Annotated in this window: 17 protein-coding genes; 9 read left to right on the forward strand and 8 right to left on the reverse strand. The window is 67.0% G+C overall.

Translation table 11 applies throughout. The annotated features are described in order from the left end of the window. Positions 1-250: TerB family tellurite resistance protein (locus RMO01_RS02640; RefSeq protein WP_309627498.1), on the reverse strand; the 250-nt coding region annotated here is incomplete at its 3' end. 98 nt (positions 251-348) lie between these two features. Continuing rightward, positions 349-534 (reverse strand): YdcH family protein, encoded by a 186-nt coding sequence (locus tag RMO01_RS02645; RefSeq protein WP_309627499.1) that lies wholly within the window; start codon positions 532-534, stop codon positions 349-351. A 767-nt stretch (positions 535-1,301) separates the two neighbouring features. Between RMO01_RS02645 and RMO01_RS02650 the strand changes: the two genes are divergently transcribed. The 4 genes from RMO01_RS02650 (at position 1,302) to trmB (ending at position 4,608) form a co-directional block, all read left to right on the forward strand. Then, complete coding sequence (locus RMO01_RS02650; protein ID WP_309627500.1) at positions 1,302-2,054, forward strand: carbonic anhydrase family protein; 753 nt, start codon at positions 1,302-1,304, stop codon at positions 2,052-2,054. Between the two features lie 98 nt (positions 2,055-2,152). Continuing rightward, on the forward strand, positions 2,153-3,352 hold the full coding sequence (gene metK, locus RMO01_RS02655; protein ID WP_309627501.1) for a methionine adenosyltransferase: 1,200 nt from the start codon (positions 2,153-2,155) through the stop codon (positions 3,350-3,352). Positions 3,353-3,453: 101 nt separating this feature from the next. Continuing rightward, on the forward strand, positions 3,454-3,819 hold the full coding sequence (locus RMO01_RS02660; protein WP_309627502.1) for a hypothetical protein: 366 nt from the start codon (positions 3,454-3,456) through the stop codon (positions 3,817-3,819). A 66-nt stretch (positions 3,820-3,885) separates the two neighbouring features. After that, a complete protein-coding gene (trmB, locus tag RMO01_RS02665) occupies positions 3,886-4,608 on the forward strand; it encodes a tRNA (guanosine(46)-N7)-methyltransferase TrmB (protein WP_309627503.1) in 723 nt (240 codons plus the stop codon). Between the two features lie 98 nt (positions 4,609-4,706). On the opposite strand, the gene dapB is transcribed toward trmB, so the two are convergent. The 3 genes from dapB to dnaK all read right to left on the reverse strand — a co-directional run bounded on the left by dapB (position 4,707) and on the right by dnaK (position 8,763). After that, the gene (gene dapB / locus RMO01_RS02670; protein ID WP_309627504.1) at positions 4,707-5,456 is read right to left on the reverse strand and encodes a 4-hydroxy-tetrahydrodipicolinate reductase; all 750 of its coding nucleotides are present in this window, start codon (positions 5,454-5,456) and stop codon (positions 4,707-4,709) included. A 37-nt stretch (positions 5,457-5,493) separates the two neighbouring features. After that, positions 5,494-6,696, reverse strand: coding sequence for a molecular chaperone DnaJ (gene dnaJ, locus RMO01_RS02675; protein WP_309627505.1), 1,203 nt, complete (start codon positions 6,694-6,696; stop codon positions 5,494-5,496). Positions 6,697-6,858: 162 nt separating this feature from the next. Continuing rightward, positions 6,859-8,763 carry a molecular chaperone DnaK gene (dnaK, locus tag RMO01_RS02680; protein ID WP_309627506.1) on the reverse strand — a complete coding sequence of 635 codons (1,905 nt, stop codon included), beginning with the start codon at positions 8,761-8,763 and terminating at the stop codon, positions 6,859-6,861. A 319-nt stretch (positions 8,764-9,082) separates the two neighbouring features. Between dnaK and RMO01_RS02685 the strand changes: the two genes are divergently transcribed. From RMO01_RS02685 to RMO01_RS02695, 3 genes are all read left to right on the forward strand, one after another. After that, a complete protein-coding gene (locus RMO01_RS02685) occupies positions 9,083-9,496 on the forward strand; it encodes a hypothetical protein (protein ID WP_309627507.1) in 414 nt (137 codons plus the stop codon). Positions 9,497-9,507: 11 nt separating this feature from the next. Further along, a complete protein-coding gene (locus RMO01_RS02690) occupies positions 9,508-10,113 on the forward strand; it encodes an alpha-ketoglutarate-dependent dioxygenase AlkB (protein WP_309627508.1) in 606 nt (201 codons plus the stop codon). Between the two features lie 74 nt (positions 10,114-10,187). Next, positions 10,188-11,087, forward strand: a complete 900-nt coding sequence (locus RMO01_RS02695; RefSeq protein WP_309627509.1) for a dienelactone hydrolase family protein — start codon at positions 10,188-10,190, stop codon at positions 11,085-11,087. A gap of 46 nt (positions 11,088-11,133) precedes the next feature. On the opposite strand, the gene grpE is transcribed toward RMO01_RS02695, so the two are convergent. Together grpE and hrcA are read right to left on the reverse strand one after the other, a co-directional pair. After that, the gene (grpE, locus tag RMO01_RS02700) at positions 11,134-11,745 is read right to left on the reverse strand and encodes a nucleotide exchange factor GrpE (RefSeq protein WP_409013033.1); all 612 of its coding nucleotides are present in this window, start codon (positions 11,743-11,745) and stop codon (positions 11,134-11,136) included. A 17-nt stretch (positions 11,746-11,762) separates the two neighbouring features. Further along, positions 11,763-12,830: a heat-inducible transcriptional repressor HrcA gene (gene hrcA, locus RMO01_RS02705; RefSeq protein ID WP_309627514.1), complete on the reverse strand. Its 1,068-nt coding sequence runs from the start codon at positions 12,828-12,830 to the stop codon at positions 11,763-11,765. 131 nt (positions 12,831-12,961) lie between these two features. Here hrcA and rph point away from each other — a divergent pair, with 131 nt between their 5' ends. Both rph and RMO01_RS02715 read left to right on the forward strand, forming a co-directional pair. Next, positions 12,962-13,696: a ribonuclease PH gene (rph, locus tag RMO01_RS02710; RefSeq protein WP_309627511.1), complete on the forward strand. Its 735-nt coding sequence runs from the start codon at positions 12,962-12,964 to the stop codon at positions 13,694-13,696. Positions 13,697-13,994: 298 nt separating this feature from the next. Beyond that, positions 13,995-14,381, forward strand: a complete 387-nt coding sequence (locus RMO01_RS02715) for a hypothetical protein (protein WP_309627512.1) — start codon at positions 13,995-13,997, stop codon at positions 14,379-14,381. A 64-nt stretch (positions 14,382-14,445) separates the two neighbouring features. Here the strand turns inward: RMO01_RS02715 and pnp are convergent. Further along, positions 14,446-15,921, reverse strand: a 1,476-nt coding sequence (pnp, locus tag RMO01_RS02720; RefSeq protein WP_309627513.1) for a polyribonucleotide nucleotidyltransferase, incomplete at its 5' end; no start/stop codon positions are given.

The following is a 15,921-nucleotide window of genomic DNA, read 5'->3' on the forward strand; positions in this document are numbered from 1 at the left end:
GATCGAAGCGCAGGTTCAGCGCCTCGAACAGGACGAGCACGTCGTCGACGCCAAAGAAGGCGATGGTGGGAGAGTTGCGCATTCGATCGATCATGCTCTTGCGTTCGTCCGGCGTGACCCAGCCGTCGGCCTGGGCGACCATGGCGCAGCCTGCCACGATGGCGTCCATCTGGACGACGTCACCGGGGGTCCAGACGTCGTCCGGGTCGATCGCGGCGCGTCGTCGCAGCAGTCTGTCTGATCTGGGCATGGGGACCTCACGTCAGGTCGCCGGCGGGCGGCGACGCATGTTGATGTCGGGGGCCGATCAGGGTCGGCGGCCGGGGCAGGCGCCGACCCTTGCGGCGGCTAGCGCGACGCAGACCACGTCTCAACGCCCTCAAAACGGGCGAGACGATCCTTGATGGCGAGCTTCTTCTTCTTGATGCCTGCAACGGTGCGGGCGTCGGGACGCGGTCGCGCGCGCTCGTCCTTCAGCGCCATTTCCAGCAGGGCATGAAATCCCCGTAGCCGGTGCGCCAACACGTCAGACATGGAGCCTCTCCTTCTCTGAAGGGGAGCGCCCGACGCCGAAGCCGTCGTTGCGATGGGGGAATGGCAGCCGGACCCCGTCATCGAGCGCACCCGATGCGGTCCGACATCACGATCACCATCGATCGTCAGAGGGGCCCGGGCCGCAGAGGGATGCTGCTCTCCCGACGAAAAGCGCGCCAATAAGAATTCCTGATGCAGCCAATGAAAGAGCATTATGGACCCCTCTTACATATCGTAGGGTCAGGTTCGGCAGATCAACGCCCAAAGAAAACAACAGACAGGGCGAACTGATGGTCAGGCCCATTGTATCTGTAATGCCATAAGCTTGATGGGGACAATCAAACGCTCAGACAGGTGTTGACGCGGCGAGACTCTGCCTTCACTGGACAGACGTTCACTCTGCGGGACGACGCCAACCAAGTCTGGCAGGCCCGGATAGCCCGACCGATGCCGGCATCGATCGTTGAACAGAGGTCGCGCCGAACGTCCGCCATACCCTCGGCGCTTGCTATCGCTGGCATGCGCATGTCGATCGTCGGTGTGGATGGCGAGATCATCCGCTGGATGGCGCGCGCCATCAGGCTCCGAGCGAGATGGTCTTCGCTGGTGGCTCGGACCCCCCTAATGAAGGCTGCGACATGCAGGGGTCAGATATTCGAGTCACCTGAGCGACGCCATTCTCCTCCGGGATAACGGCGTCATCCTGTAGGATGTGTCGCGCGAATCAGGGGGTGAGCATGCGGCTTCAAAATTGCGTCGGAGCGGCCGTGACGGCGGCTGTTATTCTGGCCGGGCCGTCTCTGGCCCAGGATCACGACGGCGGGCCCGCGGCGGCTTCTGCGGCTCACGGGCCGGGCTGGTCCTACCGCGGTCCGAACGGACCCGAATACTGGAGCCGCCTGGACACAGCCTTCGCGGGCTGTGCGGCCGGCCAACAAGAAAGCCCGATCGATCTTTCCGGCTCCATTTCCGCCGATCTGGGGCCGCTGGACCTGCAATGGCGTCGGCTTCCCGCCCGGGTGTTCGACACCGGCCACGCCATTCAGGTCGAGGCGTCTCCCGGGTCCAATCTGACGATGGGCGGCAAGGGGTATCAGTTGCTGCAGTTCCATGTGCATCAACCCAGCGAGCACCTGCTGAACGGCCACCGCTATCCGCTGGAAATCCATTTCGTCCACACGGCGCCGGACGGGACCCTGGGCGTCGTCGGGGTCTTCGCCGAGCCGGGCGAAAGCAATGCGGCGCTGCAGGCCGTGCTGTCGGCGGTCGCTTCCGCCGGGCCCGCCGATGACCGGCCCACGCTGGATCTGACGTCACTGCTGCCCGAACAACGCGACTATTTCCGCTATGAAGGGTCCCTGACGACGCCGCCCTGCAGCGAGACCGTCGACTGGGCCGTGCTGGCCGAGCCGATCACGGTTTCGGAGGACCAGATCGAGGCCTTCGCGCGTCTGCACCCGGGCAACACCCGCCCGTTGCAGCCCCTGAACCGCCGCTTCCTGCTGCGGTCGGGACAGTGAACGGCAAGCCGGGGCACGGTCTCACTTGATCATATAAGCATATCTTTATATGTCTCCGGCCAACCCCGCCGCTACGCGGCTGCCCGGAGCGATCCCCTTTGTCCCGTTCTTCCTTCCTGTTCACCTCGGAAAGCGTTTCCGAGGGCCATCCCGACAAGGTCGCCGACCGTATCTCGGACACCGTCGTGGACCTGTTCCTGTCCAAGGATCCCTATGCCCGCGTGGCGTGCGAGACCCTGACGACGACGAACCTGGTCGTGCTGGCCGGCGAGATCCGCGGCAACGGCATCATGGACACGGACGGCAACTGGGCCCCCGGCGTCCAGGACGAGATCGAGGCCGCCGTGCGCGCCGCGGTCAAGGACATCGGCTATGAGCAGGCCGGTTTCCACTGGGACAGGTTCGAGTTCATCAACCGCCTGCACGGCCAGTCGGCCGACATCGCCGTCGGCGTCGATGCAGCGGGCGAGAAGGATGAAGGCGCGGGCGACCAGGGCATCATGTTCGGCTACGCCTCGAACGAGACGCCGGAGCTCATGCCGGCCACCCTGCAGTACAGCCACAACATCCTGAAGCGTCTGGCCGAGGTCCGCCACGGCGGCGACAAGCGCCTGGAGCCCGACGCCAAGTCGCAGGTCACCATCCAGTACGTCGATGGCAAGCCCGTCCGCGCCACCTCCATCGTCCTGTCGACCCAGCACGCCGCCGGCCTGTCGTCGGAACAGGTGGCCGACATCGTCAAGCCCTACATCCTCGAAGTGCTGCCGGAAGGTTTCACCGACGAGACCACGGTCTGGCACATCAACCCGACCGGCATCTTCGAGATCGGCGGACCGGACGGCGACGCGGGTGTCACGGGCCGCAAGATCATCGTCGACACCTACGGCGGCGCAGCGCCCCACGGCGGCGGCGCCTTCTCCGGCAAGGACCCGACCAAGGTCGACCGTTCCGCCGCCTACGCCTGCCGCTACCTGGCCAAGAACGTCGTGGCCGCCGGCCTCGCCGACCGCTGCACAATCCAGATCTCCTACGCCATCGGCGTGGCCAAGCCGCAGTCGATCCACGTCGACCTGCACGGCACCGGCAAGGGCTCGGTCACCGAGGCCGTTCTGGAAGACAAGATCCTGGGCCTGATCGGCGGCGCCACCCCCCGCGCGATCCGCGAGCACCTGGGCCTGAACAAGCCGATCTACGCCCGCACCGCCGCCTACGGCCACTTCGGCCGCACGCCGGACGCGGACGGCGGCTTCAGCTGGGAAAAGACCGATCTGGTCGACCAGTTGAAGGCGCTTGCCTGATCCTACCTGACTGATCCCTTTCGGGATATTGACGCAACCCGGGCCTTGCACGCATGTCGCGCAAGGCCCGGCGATGTCCGCCCGGCCGGGGGACTTTTGATATGAAATCGATGATCATGGGCGCGATGGCCGCCCTCGCCATGCTGGCAGGCGCGGCTCCGGCCTTGGCCGCTCCGGTCCAGGACGGCGACTACTACACCTTCGAGCTGATCAACGGCACGCCGTGGACCATCCTGACCTTCCAGACCGGCGAGTCAGGCGGCACCTACAGCCAGGACTGGATGCCCAGCCGCGTCCTCGCGTCCGGCGACACCGTCAACATGCGCTTCTACGATTCCGAGGACGCCTGCGAATACTGGGTCAAGATCGTCTTCGAGGACGGCGACGCCTGGCAGCAGAAACTCGACTTCTGCGCGCTGGAGTATGTGATCGTGAACGAAGACGGGACCATCGAAGGCGTCGAATAGGCCTGATGGCCTTTCGCCGGCCGCACTGACAGGCGCGGCCGGCGATTTTGCGTTATAGGCGGGCCAATGCCCGCTTCCCGACCCAAGAAACCCGGCGACCCTCAGCATCCGCGCGCCACGGGGCCATTACGTTCGTTCGGCCGCATCAAGTCGCGGGCGATCAAACCCCTGCAGGCGGCTCTGTTCGACACCCTTCTGCCGTCCATAGCCGTGCCTGACCCCGCGCATGGCCCGATCGATCCCCGGGTTCTGATGCCTGAAGCGAAGGAGGCGTGGCTCGAGATCGGCTTCGGCGGCGGCGAACATCTGGCGGCCCAGGCCGGGCGCCGACCCGATGCGGTGATGATCGGCTGCGAGCCCTTTCTGAACGGCGTCGCCTCGCTGCTGCGTCATGTTGACGAGGGCGGGCTGAAGAATGTGCGCATCCACGCTGATGACGCCCGCGCGGTTGTCCAGGCCCTGCCGGACGGGTCGCTGGACCGGATCATGATCCTGTTCCCCGACCCCTGGCACAAGGCCCGCCACAACAAGCGCCGCCTGATCCAGCCCGCCTTCGCCGCCGAACTGGCGGGAAAGCTCAAGCCCGGCGGCCGGCTGCGGTTCGTCACGGACTGGAAGGACTATGCCGGCTGGGCGCTGGAGCGGTTCCTGGCCACGCCAGGCCTGCGCTGGCTGGCCGACGAGGCGGCGGACTGGAAGGTTGCACCGGAGGATCACGTCGTGACCCGCTACGAGGAGAAGCGCCTCGGCGACACCGACCCGCTGTTCCTGGAGTTCGAGAAGATCTGACGCCCTCGGGCATCGGATCGCACGGCCTCGCGCGCAAGCAGCGAGCCCCGGACTTGATCCGGGGCGAGCGTTAGCGCGTCGCGAAGCGACACAGGCCGTTATGCCTGCCTGAAACCGAGAACGTCCTGCATGTCGTAGAGACCCGGCCGGCGCGTGCGCACCCAGGCGGCCGCGGCTACAGCGCCCTTGGCGAACAGGGACCGATCGATGGCCGAGTGGCTGAGGGTCAGGACCTCGTCGTCCGAGGCGAACAGTACGGTATGTTCCCCGACGAGGCCGCCCGCCCGGATCGAGGAGAAGCCGATGGTCCCGGTCTTCCGTTCCTCGGAGATGCCGTCGTAGGGCGCGCTGCGCAGTTCCGACAGGTCATGGCCGCGACCGCTGGCGGCGGCCTCGCCCAGCATCAGTGCGGTGCCGGACGGGGCGTCAATCTTCTTGCGATGATGGGCTTCAGTGATCTCGATGTCCCAGTCGCGGGCGTCGAGGCGCAGGGCCGCGTGCTCGACCAGTCCGATCAGGATGTTGACGCCAAGCGAGAAATTGCCGCTGCGCACGATGGCGACCTTTTCGGCCGCCGCCTGCAGGGCCGCGTCCTGCTCGGGACTGAACCCGGTTGAACCGATGACCAGGGCCGGACCACCGCGCTCGGCGCAGCTTTGGGCCAGGGCGACCGAGGCCTCGGCCGTTGAGAAGTCGATGACGACGTCGCACAGGCTCAGGTCCGGCGTCTCGCCCCAGTCAAAGCGGACCGCGACCATGACGTCTTCGCGCGCATCGAGCGCCTGGGACACCGCACGACCCATACGGCCGCGCGCGCCGGAAATCCCGACATGAAACAGTTCGCTCAAGACTTAAGCCCCCCGGCCCCAAACCCCCGACGTGCAGTCACTGCGCGTTCTCGCGTGAAGCCTTGGCCCCAGCCTCGGAAGTGTCTTCAGAGCCGAGAATATCCGCCCAGAACCGCTTGGCCTTGCCGGCGAAGGACGAGTTCCGCGGGTTCTGGCTGGCGCCGAAGGAGGCGGCCAATTCCTGCATCAGCTCCTTCTGGCGCGCGGTCAGGTCGGTCGGAGTCTCGACAAACAGTTCGACGACCAGATCGCCACGCTGGCGGCCGTTCAGGTGGGGCATGCCCTTGCCGCGAATACGGATGGTCTTGCCGGTCTGGGCGCCGGCGGGCACCGAAACCGGCGCCTTGCACTCGCCGTCGCAGGCGGTGGACACCAGACAGGGCGCCTCGATATCGCCGCCCAGGGCCGCGACCGTCATCGGCACAGGCACAGTGCAGAGCAGGTCCAGGTTGTCGCGCTCGAACAGGTCGTGCGGCGTCACGGACAGGAAGACATAGAGGTCGCCGCGCGGACCGCCACGCGTCCCGGCGTCGCCCTCGCCCGACAGGCGTATGCGGGATCCATCATCTACGCCGGCCGGCACCTTCAGCGACAGCTTGCGGGTCTTCCGCACCTGACCATGGCCGTGACAGGTCGTGCAGGTGTCCGCCGGGGACAGACGCTGTCCCTGACCCCCGCAGGACGGGCAGGTCCGTTCGACCTGGAAGAAGCCATTGGCCTGGCGCACACGCCCGGCGCCCTGGCAGGTGGAGCAGGTCGTCGGTTTCGCGCCGTTCTTCGCGCCCGAACCCTCACAGGTCTCGCAGGTCGCGGTTGTCGGCACTGCGATCTCGACCTCGGCGCCCTGATAGGCCTGCTCCAGGGTGATCTCCAGGTCGTAGCGCAGATCCGAACCGCGACGCGGGCCACTGGACTGGCGCCGTCCGCCGCCGCCGAAGACGTCGCCGAACGCGTCGCCGAAGACCTGGGAGAAGATATCGTTGACGTCGTGGAAGCCCTGGCCGCCACCGCCTCCGCCGTTCACGCCCGCATGGCCGAACCGGTCATAGGCCGCGCGCTTCTGGTCGTCCGACAGGACCGTGTAGGCCTCGGAGATTTCCTTGAACTTCGCCATCGACTCTTCCGAGCCGCCGTTGCGGTCGGGATGGTGCTCCATCGCCAGCTTGCGATAGGCGGATTTCAGGCCGGCGGCGTCGATGGTCCGCTCGACCGACAGCACCTCGTAATAATCACGCGCCATGCGCAGACGTCCCTAAGCCAACCCCGAACATTCCGATCACGTCTCTTTTTCCAAGGCGCAAGCGGAATGGCGACCCACGCAAGACATGGGCGCCGGGTGCGGTGATGCAAGTTTCATGAAAGCCACGGTCCTCCCCTGGATCGCAGGGGAGGACCACGACGTTTAGGCGCTCTTCTTCTGGTCGTCGTCGTCGCCCGAGACTTCCTCGAACTCGGCATCGACCACGCCGTCGTCGGCGGGCGCTTCGTCACCGCCAGAGGCGGCGTTCTGGGCGTACATCGCCTCGCCCAGCTTCATCGAAGCCTGGACCAGGGTGTTGGTCTTGGTCCGGATGTCTTCCGGGTCCGTGCCGTCGCGGGCGGTCTTCAGTTCCGCCAGGCCGGTCTCGATCGCGGCCTTCTCATCAGCGCCGACCTTGTCGCCGTGTTCGGCCAGGGCCTTCTCGGTCGAGTTGATCAGGCTGTCGGCCGCGTTCTGGGCCTCGACCAGATCCTTGCGGATCTTGTCGGTGGCGGCATTGGCCTCGGCTTCCTTGACCATCTTCTCGATGTCGGCGTCCGACAGGCCGCCGTTCGCCTGAATGCGAATCGACTGTTCCTTGTTGGTCGCCTTGTCCTTGGCCGAGACGTTGACGATGCCGTTGGCGTCGATGTCGAAGGCCACCTCGATCTGCGGCATGCCGCGCGGCGAGGGGGGGATGCCCATCAGGTCGAACTGACCCAGCATCTTGTTGTCCTGGGCCATCGGACGCTCGCCCTGGAAGACGCGGATGGTCACTGCCGACTGGTTGTCGTCGGCGGTCGAGAACACCTGGCTCTTCTTGGTCGGGATGGTCGTGTTGCGTTCGATCAGCGGGGTGAAGACGCCGCCCAGGGTCTCGATGCCCAGGGTCAGCGGGGTCACGTCCAGCAGCAGCACATCCTTGACGTCGCCTTGCAGCACGCCGGCCTGAACGGCGGCGCCCAGGGCCACGACTTCGTCAGGGTTCACGCCCTTGTGCGGCTCCTTGCCGAAGAAGGCCTTCACGGCCTCCTGCACCTTGGGCATGCGGGTCATGCCGCCGACCAGGACGACTTCGTCGATGTCGGAAGCCTTCAGACCGGCATCCTTCAGCGCCTTGGCGCAGGGTTCGATCGTGCGCTGGATCAGGTCATCGACCAGGGCTTCGAGCTTGGCGCGCGACAGTTTGATATTCAGGTGCAGCGGGCCAGAGGCGTTCATGGTGATGAACGGCAGGTTGACCTCGTACTGGGTCACCGAGCTCAGTTCCTTCTTGGCCTTTTCGGCCTCTTCACGCAGGCGCTGCAGGGCCAGCTTGTCCTGGCGCAGGTCGACGCCCTGTTCCTTCTTGAACTCGTCGGCCAGGTAGTCGGCCAGACGGACGTCGAAGTCCTCACCGCCCAGGAAGGTGTCGCCGTTGGTCGACTTCACCTCGAACACGCCGTCGCCGATCTCCAGGATCGAGACGTCGAAGGTGCCGCCGCCAAGGTCATAGACGGCGATCTTCTGGCCGTCGTTCTTGTCCAGGCCGTAGGCCAGGGCGGCCGCGGTCGGCTCGTTGATGATGCGCAGGACTTCCAGGCCGGCGATCTTGCCGGCGTCCTTGGTGGCCTGACGCTGCGAGTCGTTGAAGTAGGCGGGAACGGTGATGACGGCCTGGGTGACCTTTTCGCCCAGATAGGCCTCGGCGGCCTCCTTCATCTTGATCAGGGTGAAGGCCGAGATCTGCTGCGGCGAGTAGTCCTTGCCATTGGCGCGCACCCAGGCGTCGCCGGTCGGTCCCTTGACGATCTCATAGGGCACCATGCCCTTGTCCTTCGCCACGACGGGGTCGTCGAAGTTGCGGCCGATCAGGCGCTTGATGGCGAAGAAGGTATTGGCGGGGTTTGTCACGGCCTGACGACGGGCGGGCTGACCCACCAGGGTCTCGCCGCCGTCCTGGATCGCGACCACCGACGGGGTGGTGCGGTTGCCCTCGGCGTTCTCGATGACCTTGGGGTTCTTGCCGTCCATGACGGCCACGCACGAATTGGTGGTGCCGAGGTCGATACCGATAATCTTGGCCATGAGCCTGTCTTTTCTCCGTCTGGCGGGCGATGCGGCGGCCTTATCAGAAAGCGCCGCGCGTGACCGCCCCCGTTTTGTTTGCGCCGGATCGCAGGGGCGCGAACACGGCAGGTTGGGTTCAACGACCGTGAAACCCCACAGCTTGCGGGGTCTCTCGGGCTGGTCCGGATATGGGAAAGTCGCCATGCCCCGCAAGGGCTTGATGCGTTCCGGGGTCGGAATCAGTCGGAGTCAGGGGTCATCAGGTGCTTTGAGGCTTCCGCTCGGGCACTCTGGCCCCTGATTGCGGGTCACGGGCCCGCCCGTCCAGGACCCCGACATGCGCGCCCCGCCTCGCAAGCCCCGTCTTTTCGCCCCGGCCCTGGCCGTGGGTCTGGCCCTGTTCGGTCTCGCCGGTACTCAGGCGGAGGCGCAATCCGCCTCGAAGCGGGTCGCTCCCGCCCACGTGAGTGCGCCGTCACGCCAGTCGAACGACGCCTATAATCGCGACGTTCGCATCCATAACCAGACCGGCTGGCCGATGACCTATCTCTACGCCTCTTCAGGCGGGGACTGGAGCGACGATCTGCTGGGTTCTGGCGTGCTGGCGCCGGGCCAGAGCGTGGTGGTGACCATCGACGACGGGTCGGGGGCCTGCCGCTATTCCCTGCGCGCCGAATTCGACAACGGCCAGAGCCTGCAGCGCAACGGCGTCAACGCCTGCCAGGTCGCGGACTACTATTTCACGCGCTAGGGATGAGGGCGATGGAGCCCTTCCCCGACCTCTCCGGCTTTCACTATTGGCCCCGCCGCCTGGACGAAGCTGCGCAAGCCGCCCTGCTCATAGAGATCGAGGCCGCCCTCGAAATCGCGCCCCTCTATCGGCCGGTGACCCCGGGCGGAAAGCCGTTCTCGGTGCGCATGAGCAACCTCGGACCGGTGGGCTGGGTCTCCGACCGCGCCGGCTACCGCTACCAGCCGACCCATCCCGGGACTGGCGCGCCCTGGCCGCCGATCCCGGCTGTCCTGCTGGACCTCTGGGCTGACCTGACCGGCTGGCCGGAGCCGCCCGACGCCTGTCTGGTCAATCTCTACCGTGAGGACGCCCGTATGGGCCTGCACCAGGACCGGGACGAGGCCGACCTCGGCGCACCCGTCCTGTCGGTTTCGCTAGGGGACACCGCGGTCTTCCGCATCGGCCCGGCGGGCAAGGGGGCCACGCGGGCGATCAAACTGGCGTCCGGCGACGTCTGCGCCCTGACCGGGCCTGCGCGATTGGCGCGGCACGGGGTGGACCGTCTGCTGGCCGGGTCGTCGCGGCTGATCCCCGGCGGCGGGCGCATCAATCTGACCCTGCGGCGTGCGACATAGACACACGGGTCGTTGACTCGACGGATGCCCAAGGCCTCGTCACAGTCCAGTCGGAAAAACGAGAGTAGGCGCACATGACGATCCTGACCCGCCCCGAAGGCAACCTCCCGACGGATTTCCACCTCTCCCGCCGGGCGCTGGCGGGCCTGACGGCGGCCGGAGTGTTCACCGGCTACGCACCGTCGGCCCTGGCCCAGGGCGCCCAACCCGTCGCGACCGACGATCAGGGACTGGAAACGGGGATGGTCTCCTACCCGTCCGCCGACGGCTTCGACCTGCCGGCCTATGTGGCCCGCCCCGAGGGTGACGGTCCCTTCCCCGTTGTGATCGTCGTGTCGGAAATCTTCGGCCTGCACGCCTATATCCAGGACGTCTGCCGCCGCCTGGCCAAGGCCGGCTACGCGGCCGTCGCCCCGGCCTTCTTCGTCCGCGTCGAGGACCCGGCCCCACTCGCCGACATGCAGCGCATCCAGGCCATCGTCGCCGCGGCGGGCTATGAACAGGTCATGGGCGACATCAACGCCACCCTGGAATGGACCTCGGGCCAGCTGTGGGCCAACGCCGACAAGGTCGGCATCACCGGCTTCTGCTGGGGCGGCAAGGTCGTCTGGCAGGCCGCGGCCCGGTTCGCCGCCATCGACGCCGGCGTCGCCTGGTACGGCCGCCTCCGGCCCAGTCCCACCGCCACGCCTGAACAGGCGGAAGCGGGCCGTCCCTGGCCGGTCGATCTGGCCGGCGACCTCAAGGCCGTGGTCATCGGCAACTACGGCGGCCAGGACCAGGGCATCCCCAACGACAGCGTCGCCGCCATGCAGGAGGCCCTGACCGCCGCGGGCGCGACCGAAAGCGGCATCAAACTCTATCCCGACGCTCCGCACGGCTTCCACGCGGATTTCCGCGCGAGTTACCGCCCGACCGAGGCCGCCGACGGCTGGGCCCGTCTGCTGGCCCTGTTCGAGGCGAAGCTTCGCTAGAATTTCCGCCCATCCCCGCGAAAACGGGGATGCGCGGGATGTAAGGTTACGCCTTGCCGTCGAACGTCCCGCCGTTCGCGTCCGGTGCCGAACCATAGGGATTCGCGCCTTGCGGTCCGGATCCCTTGGCGGCGACCACGACCATGGCCGGGCGCACGGTGCGGCCGAACAGTTCGTAGCCGGCCTGCATGGTCTGGAGCACGCTGCCGCCCGGAACCTCGGCGGACGGCTGTTCCATCATCGCCTGATGCAGGTGCGGGTCGAAGGTGTCGCCCGGACCCGGCGCGACGCGCTTGAGGCCATTGGTCTCGAAGGCCTGCAGCAGCGACTTCTGCGTCAGCTCCAGACCGGTCACCAGACCCGCCTCACCCGCGTCGGCGTTCTTGGGCGCCGCCATCAGGGCGCGCTCCAGATTGTCGGCCACGCCCAGCAGGTCCTTGGCGAAGCGCTGGATGGCGAAGGCCCGCGCGTCGTTCATCTGGGTCTCGGTGCGGCGGCGGACGTTGTCGGCCTCGGCCGCGGCCCGCATGGCGCGGTCCTTCCACTCGTCGCGCTCGGCGATCATGGTGTCCAGCGGACCCAGATCGCTGGAGTCGGCGTCCAGTCCGGCCTCGGCATTGGCCAAGGCCTCGTCCAGCTGGGCTTCCAGATCGTTCATGTCGTTCGTCGTATCGGTCACGTGTCTTGTCCGTCCAGGATGCGCCCCAGCACCCGGGCGGTGTAGTCCACCAACGGGATGATGCGGGCATAGTTCAGTCGCGCGGGTCCGATCACGCCGATGGCGCCCAGGACCCTTTGGCCGCCCGTCATATAGGGCGCCGCGACCACGGCGGAACCCGAAAGCGAAAACAGTCGCGTTTCGGCCCCGATAAAGATGCGCACCCCCTGCGCCGCATCGACCCCGTCCAGCAGGCCGATCAGCTGTTCCTTCTGCTCCAGATCGTCGAACAGAACCCGGACCTTCTCCAGATCCTCGGCGGCGCCGGCGTCCTGCAACAGATTGGCGCGCCCCCTGACGATCAGCGATCGTTCCCGATCCGCCCCGCCGGACCAGGCGGCCAGACCGTCCTCGACCAGTCGGGCGGCGGCGGCGTCCAGTTCGGTCCGGGCGGCGGCCAGTTCGGCCCCCATTTCCAGCCGCGCCTCGGACAGCAGCCGACCCTTCATGCGGGCGCTGAGGAAGTTCGACGCCTCCTGCAAAATCGACGGCGTCACACCGGCGGCCAAGGGCATCAGCCGGTTCTCGACCGTCCCGTCGTCGGCCACCAGCACCGCCAGGGCCTGACCGGAACCCAGCGCGACGAACTCCACGTGCTTGACGCCGGAATCGCGCACCGGCGAGGCCACGATCCCCGCCCCGCCCGCCAGCCCCGAAAGCAGGGCCGAGGCCTCGTTCAACGCCTCATCGAACCCCTTGCCGCGCCCGATCAGGCGGGCGTCGATCTCGCGCCGCTCCTCGGTCCCCACGTCGCCGATCTCGAGCAGCCCATCGACGAACAGGCGCAGGCCCGCATGGGTCGGAATCCGCCCCGCAGAGGTGTGCGGCGCGGCCAGCAGCCCCGCCAGCGTCAGGTCCTGCATCGTGTTGCGGATCGAGGCCGGCGACAGATGCACTCCGCCTTTCGACACGGTCCGGGACCCGACGGGCTCCCCTGTCTCCAGATAGGTCTCGACCACGCTGCGGAAGATATCGCGCGCGCGCTGGTCCAGCGCCGTCAGCCCGGCGTAGTGGGGCGCCAGCAGGGGGCTGAGCGGCGGCCTCACGGGTGGCGACCCGATCGCACGGGGAGGTTGGGGGGATACAGGCTCACCCTTTCAGGATAAGCACCGCCGCTCGATACGCCAACGCAATACCGACCTTCAGGACATCCGCCATGCGCCCCTCCGAACGCACCCCAGACCAGCTCCGCGCCGTGACGCTGGAGACCGGCGTCAACCGTTACGCAGAGGGCTCCTGCCTGGTCTCGTTCGGCCACACCAAGGTCCTGGTCACCGCCTCGATCGAGGAAAAGGTCCCCGGCTGGATGCGCAACACCGGTCAGGGCTGGGTCACCGCCGAATACGGCATGCTGCCCCGCGCCACCCACACCCGCGGCAAGCGTGAGGCCGCCGCCGGCAAGCAGTCGGGCCGCACCCAGGAGATCCAGCGCCTGATCGGCCGCTCCTTGCGCGCCGTCGTCGACCTGAAGGCGCTGGGCGAGCGTCAGGTGCTGATCGACTGCGACGTCATCCAGGCCGACGGCGGCACCCGCACCGCCTCGATCACCGGCGCCTGGGTCGCGATGGCCACGGCGCTCGGCTATCTGCGGGCCGAAGGCGTGCTGAAGGCCGATCCGATCCTCGATCAGGTCGCGGCCATCTCATGCGGCATCTTCGACAATACTCCGGTGGCCGACCTCGACTACGAGGAGGATTCCAATGCCGAGGCCGACGGCAACTTCGTCCTGACCGGCTCGGGAACCATCGTCGAGATCCAGGCGACGGGCGAGAAGCGCGGCTTCTCCCGCCCCGAGTTCGACCGCCTGTTCGAACTGGCCGAGGCCGGCTGCAACGATCTGTTCAGGCTGCAAAAGGCCGCCGTGGACGAGGCCTTGGCCCGCCGGCGCTGAAGCTGGCCCAGGCAGGTGTGAATTTATTCTTGCACATCCCTTGCGGATGGCCGGCTGCGCCCCAGATTGTCAGGCACGGTCTTTGACAATCCAGCGGGCCCCTAGTCCACCCTGCCCGTCGGTGTGTTTCGGGCGAGACGGCCACGATACGCCAACCCTTTGATTCTTCTGGGTGGACCAGACCGGTTTCGTCCGTTTCGTCCGTTTCGTCAGGGTGTTTTTCGCGGACAGAACGGACTTTCCAGCGACAGAGAACAGCGTCATCGTAGCGCCTTCCAGATCGCCCGGAGACGTCGCCATGGTTCGCGTGCCTGCCGCCCTCGCCCTTGCATTGAGCCTGTCGCTCGCCGCCTGCGGCTCACCGGAGACGACGCCCGCCGCCGGTCCGGCCGCGACGGCCGAGCCCGCCGTCGAACAGACACCGGTCATGCCCGACGACGCGCCGCCGCAGGAAGAGGCCGGGGTCCCCGAGGGCGAACTTCTGGGCGCCGCCGACCGGACCTGCACCGACAGCATCGGCGAGGCCGCCGCCGTCAGGCTGGCGGAGCGCTGCACCATGGTCAGCCCGGCCACCCACCCGCCCTGCAACCCTGCAAACGCCTGCGCCCTGATCCAGGACGAAATCGACCGCGCCTGCGGCCAGTACGGGCCCGGCGAGGCCAAACCGGCTGAGTGCTCGGCCTGATGAACAGAAAAAGGCCCCGCTGTTTCCAGCGGGGCCTCGTTCCGTTCAGCAGTGACGCCGAAACCTAGTCGCGACGCGGACGGCTGCGACCGCGATCGCCTCCGCCGCCTTCACGCTTCTTGCCGCCGCCGCCGGTGTCTTCGGTCAGGGGGGCCTCGCCGCGTTCGGCGCGCTCGGCGTTGATCTTGTCCGTCAGGTCTTCACCCGTGGCCTGATCGACGATCTTCATCGACAGCTTGGTCTTGCCGCGATCGTCGAAGCCGAGGAACTTGACCTTGACCTCTTGACCCTCGGACAGGACGTCAGCCGGGTTGGAGACGCGTTCCAGCGAGATCTGGGACACGTGGACCAGGCCGTCCTTGGCGCCGAAGAAGTTCACGAAGGCGCCGAAGTCGACGACCTTCACGACCTTGCCGGTGTAGATCGCGCCCACTTCAGCTTCCTGGGTGATCGACTTGATCCAGGTCTTGGCGGCGTCGATCTTGGCCTGGTCGGCGGCCGCGATCTTGATCGTGCCGTCTTCGCCGATGTCGACCTTGGCGCCGGTTTCGGCGGTGATCTCGCGGATCACCTTGCCGCCCGTGCCGATCACTTCCCGGATCTTGTCGACCGGGATCTTGATGGTCTCGATCTTCGGCGCGTATTCGCCCAGCTCCTGGCGAGGCGCTTCCATGGCCTTGTTCATCTCGCCGAGGATGTGATCGCGGCCGCCCTTCGCCTGGGCGAGGGCCTGCTTCATGATCTCGATGGTGATCCCGGAGATCTTGATGTCCATCTGCAGCGAGGTGATGCCATCGCTGGTGCCGGCCACCTTGAAGTCCATGTCACCGAGGTGGTCTTCGTCGCCCAGGATGTCGCTGAGAACGGCGAAACCGTCGTCCTCCAGGATCAGGCCCATGGCGATGCCGGAGACCGGCTTCTTCAGGGGCACGCCCGCATCCATCAGGGCCAGCGAAGAGCCGCAGACCGAGGCCATCGAGGAGCTACCATTGCTCTCGAAAATCTCGGACACCAGCCTGATGGTGTAGGGGAAATCCTCGTAGGCCGGCAGCATCGGACGGATCGCCCGCCAGGCCAGCTTGCCGTGACCGACTTCGCGGCGGCCCGGCGCGCCCATGCGGCCCGTCTCACCCACCGAGAAGGGGGGGAAGTTGTAGTGAAGCATGAACTTTTCGTAATACTTGCCTTCCAGCGCGTCGATCATCTGCTCGTCGTCGCCGGTGCCAAGGGTGGCGATCACCAGGGCCTGGGTCTCGCCGCGGGTGAACAGCGCCGAGCCGTGAGCCCGGGGCAGCACGCCCACTTCGCCGACGATCTGGCGGACCTGGTCGACCTTGCGGCCGTCGATCCGGATGCCGGTGTCGAGGATCGAGCGACGGACGACGTCGCCTTCCAGTTCCTTGAACACCCCGCCCAGTTTGTCGGCTGCGATCCCGGCCGGGTTGGCTTCCGACTTCGAGAACTTGGCGACGGCCTTGTCCTTGGCGGCCGAGAGGGCTGCCACGCGGTCGGACTTCTTGGTCACCTGATAGGCGGCGCG

This window comes from Brevundimonas sp. (genome assembly GCF_031412435.1).
In the GTDB taxonomy this organism is placed as follows: domain Bacteria; phylum Pseudomonadota; class Alphaproteobacteria; order Caulobacterales; family Caulobacteraceae; genus Brevundimonas.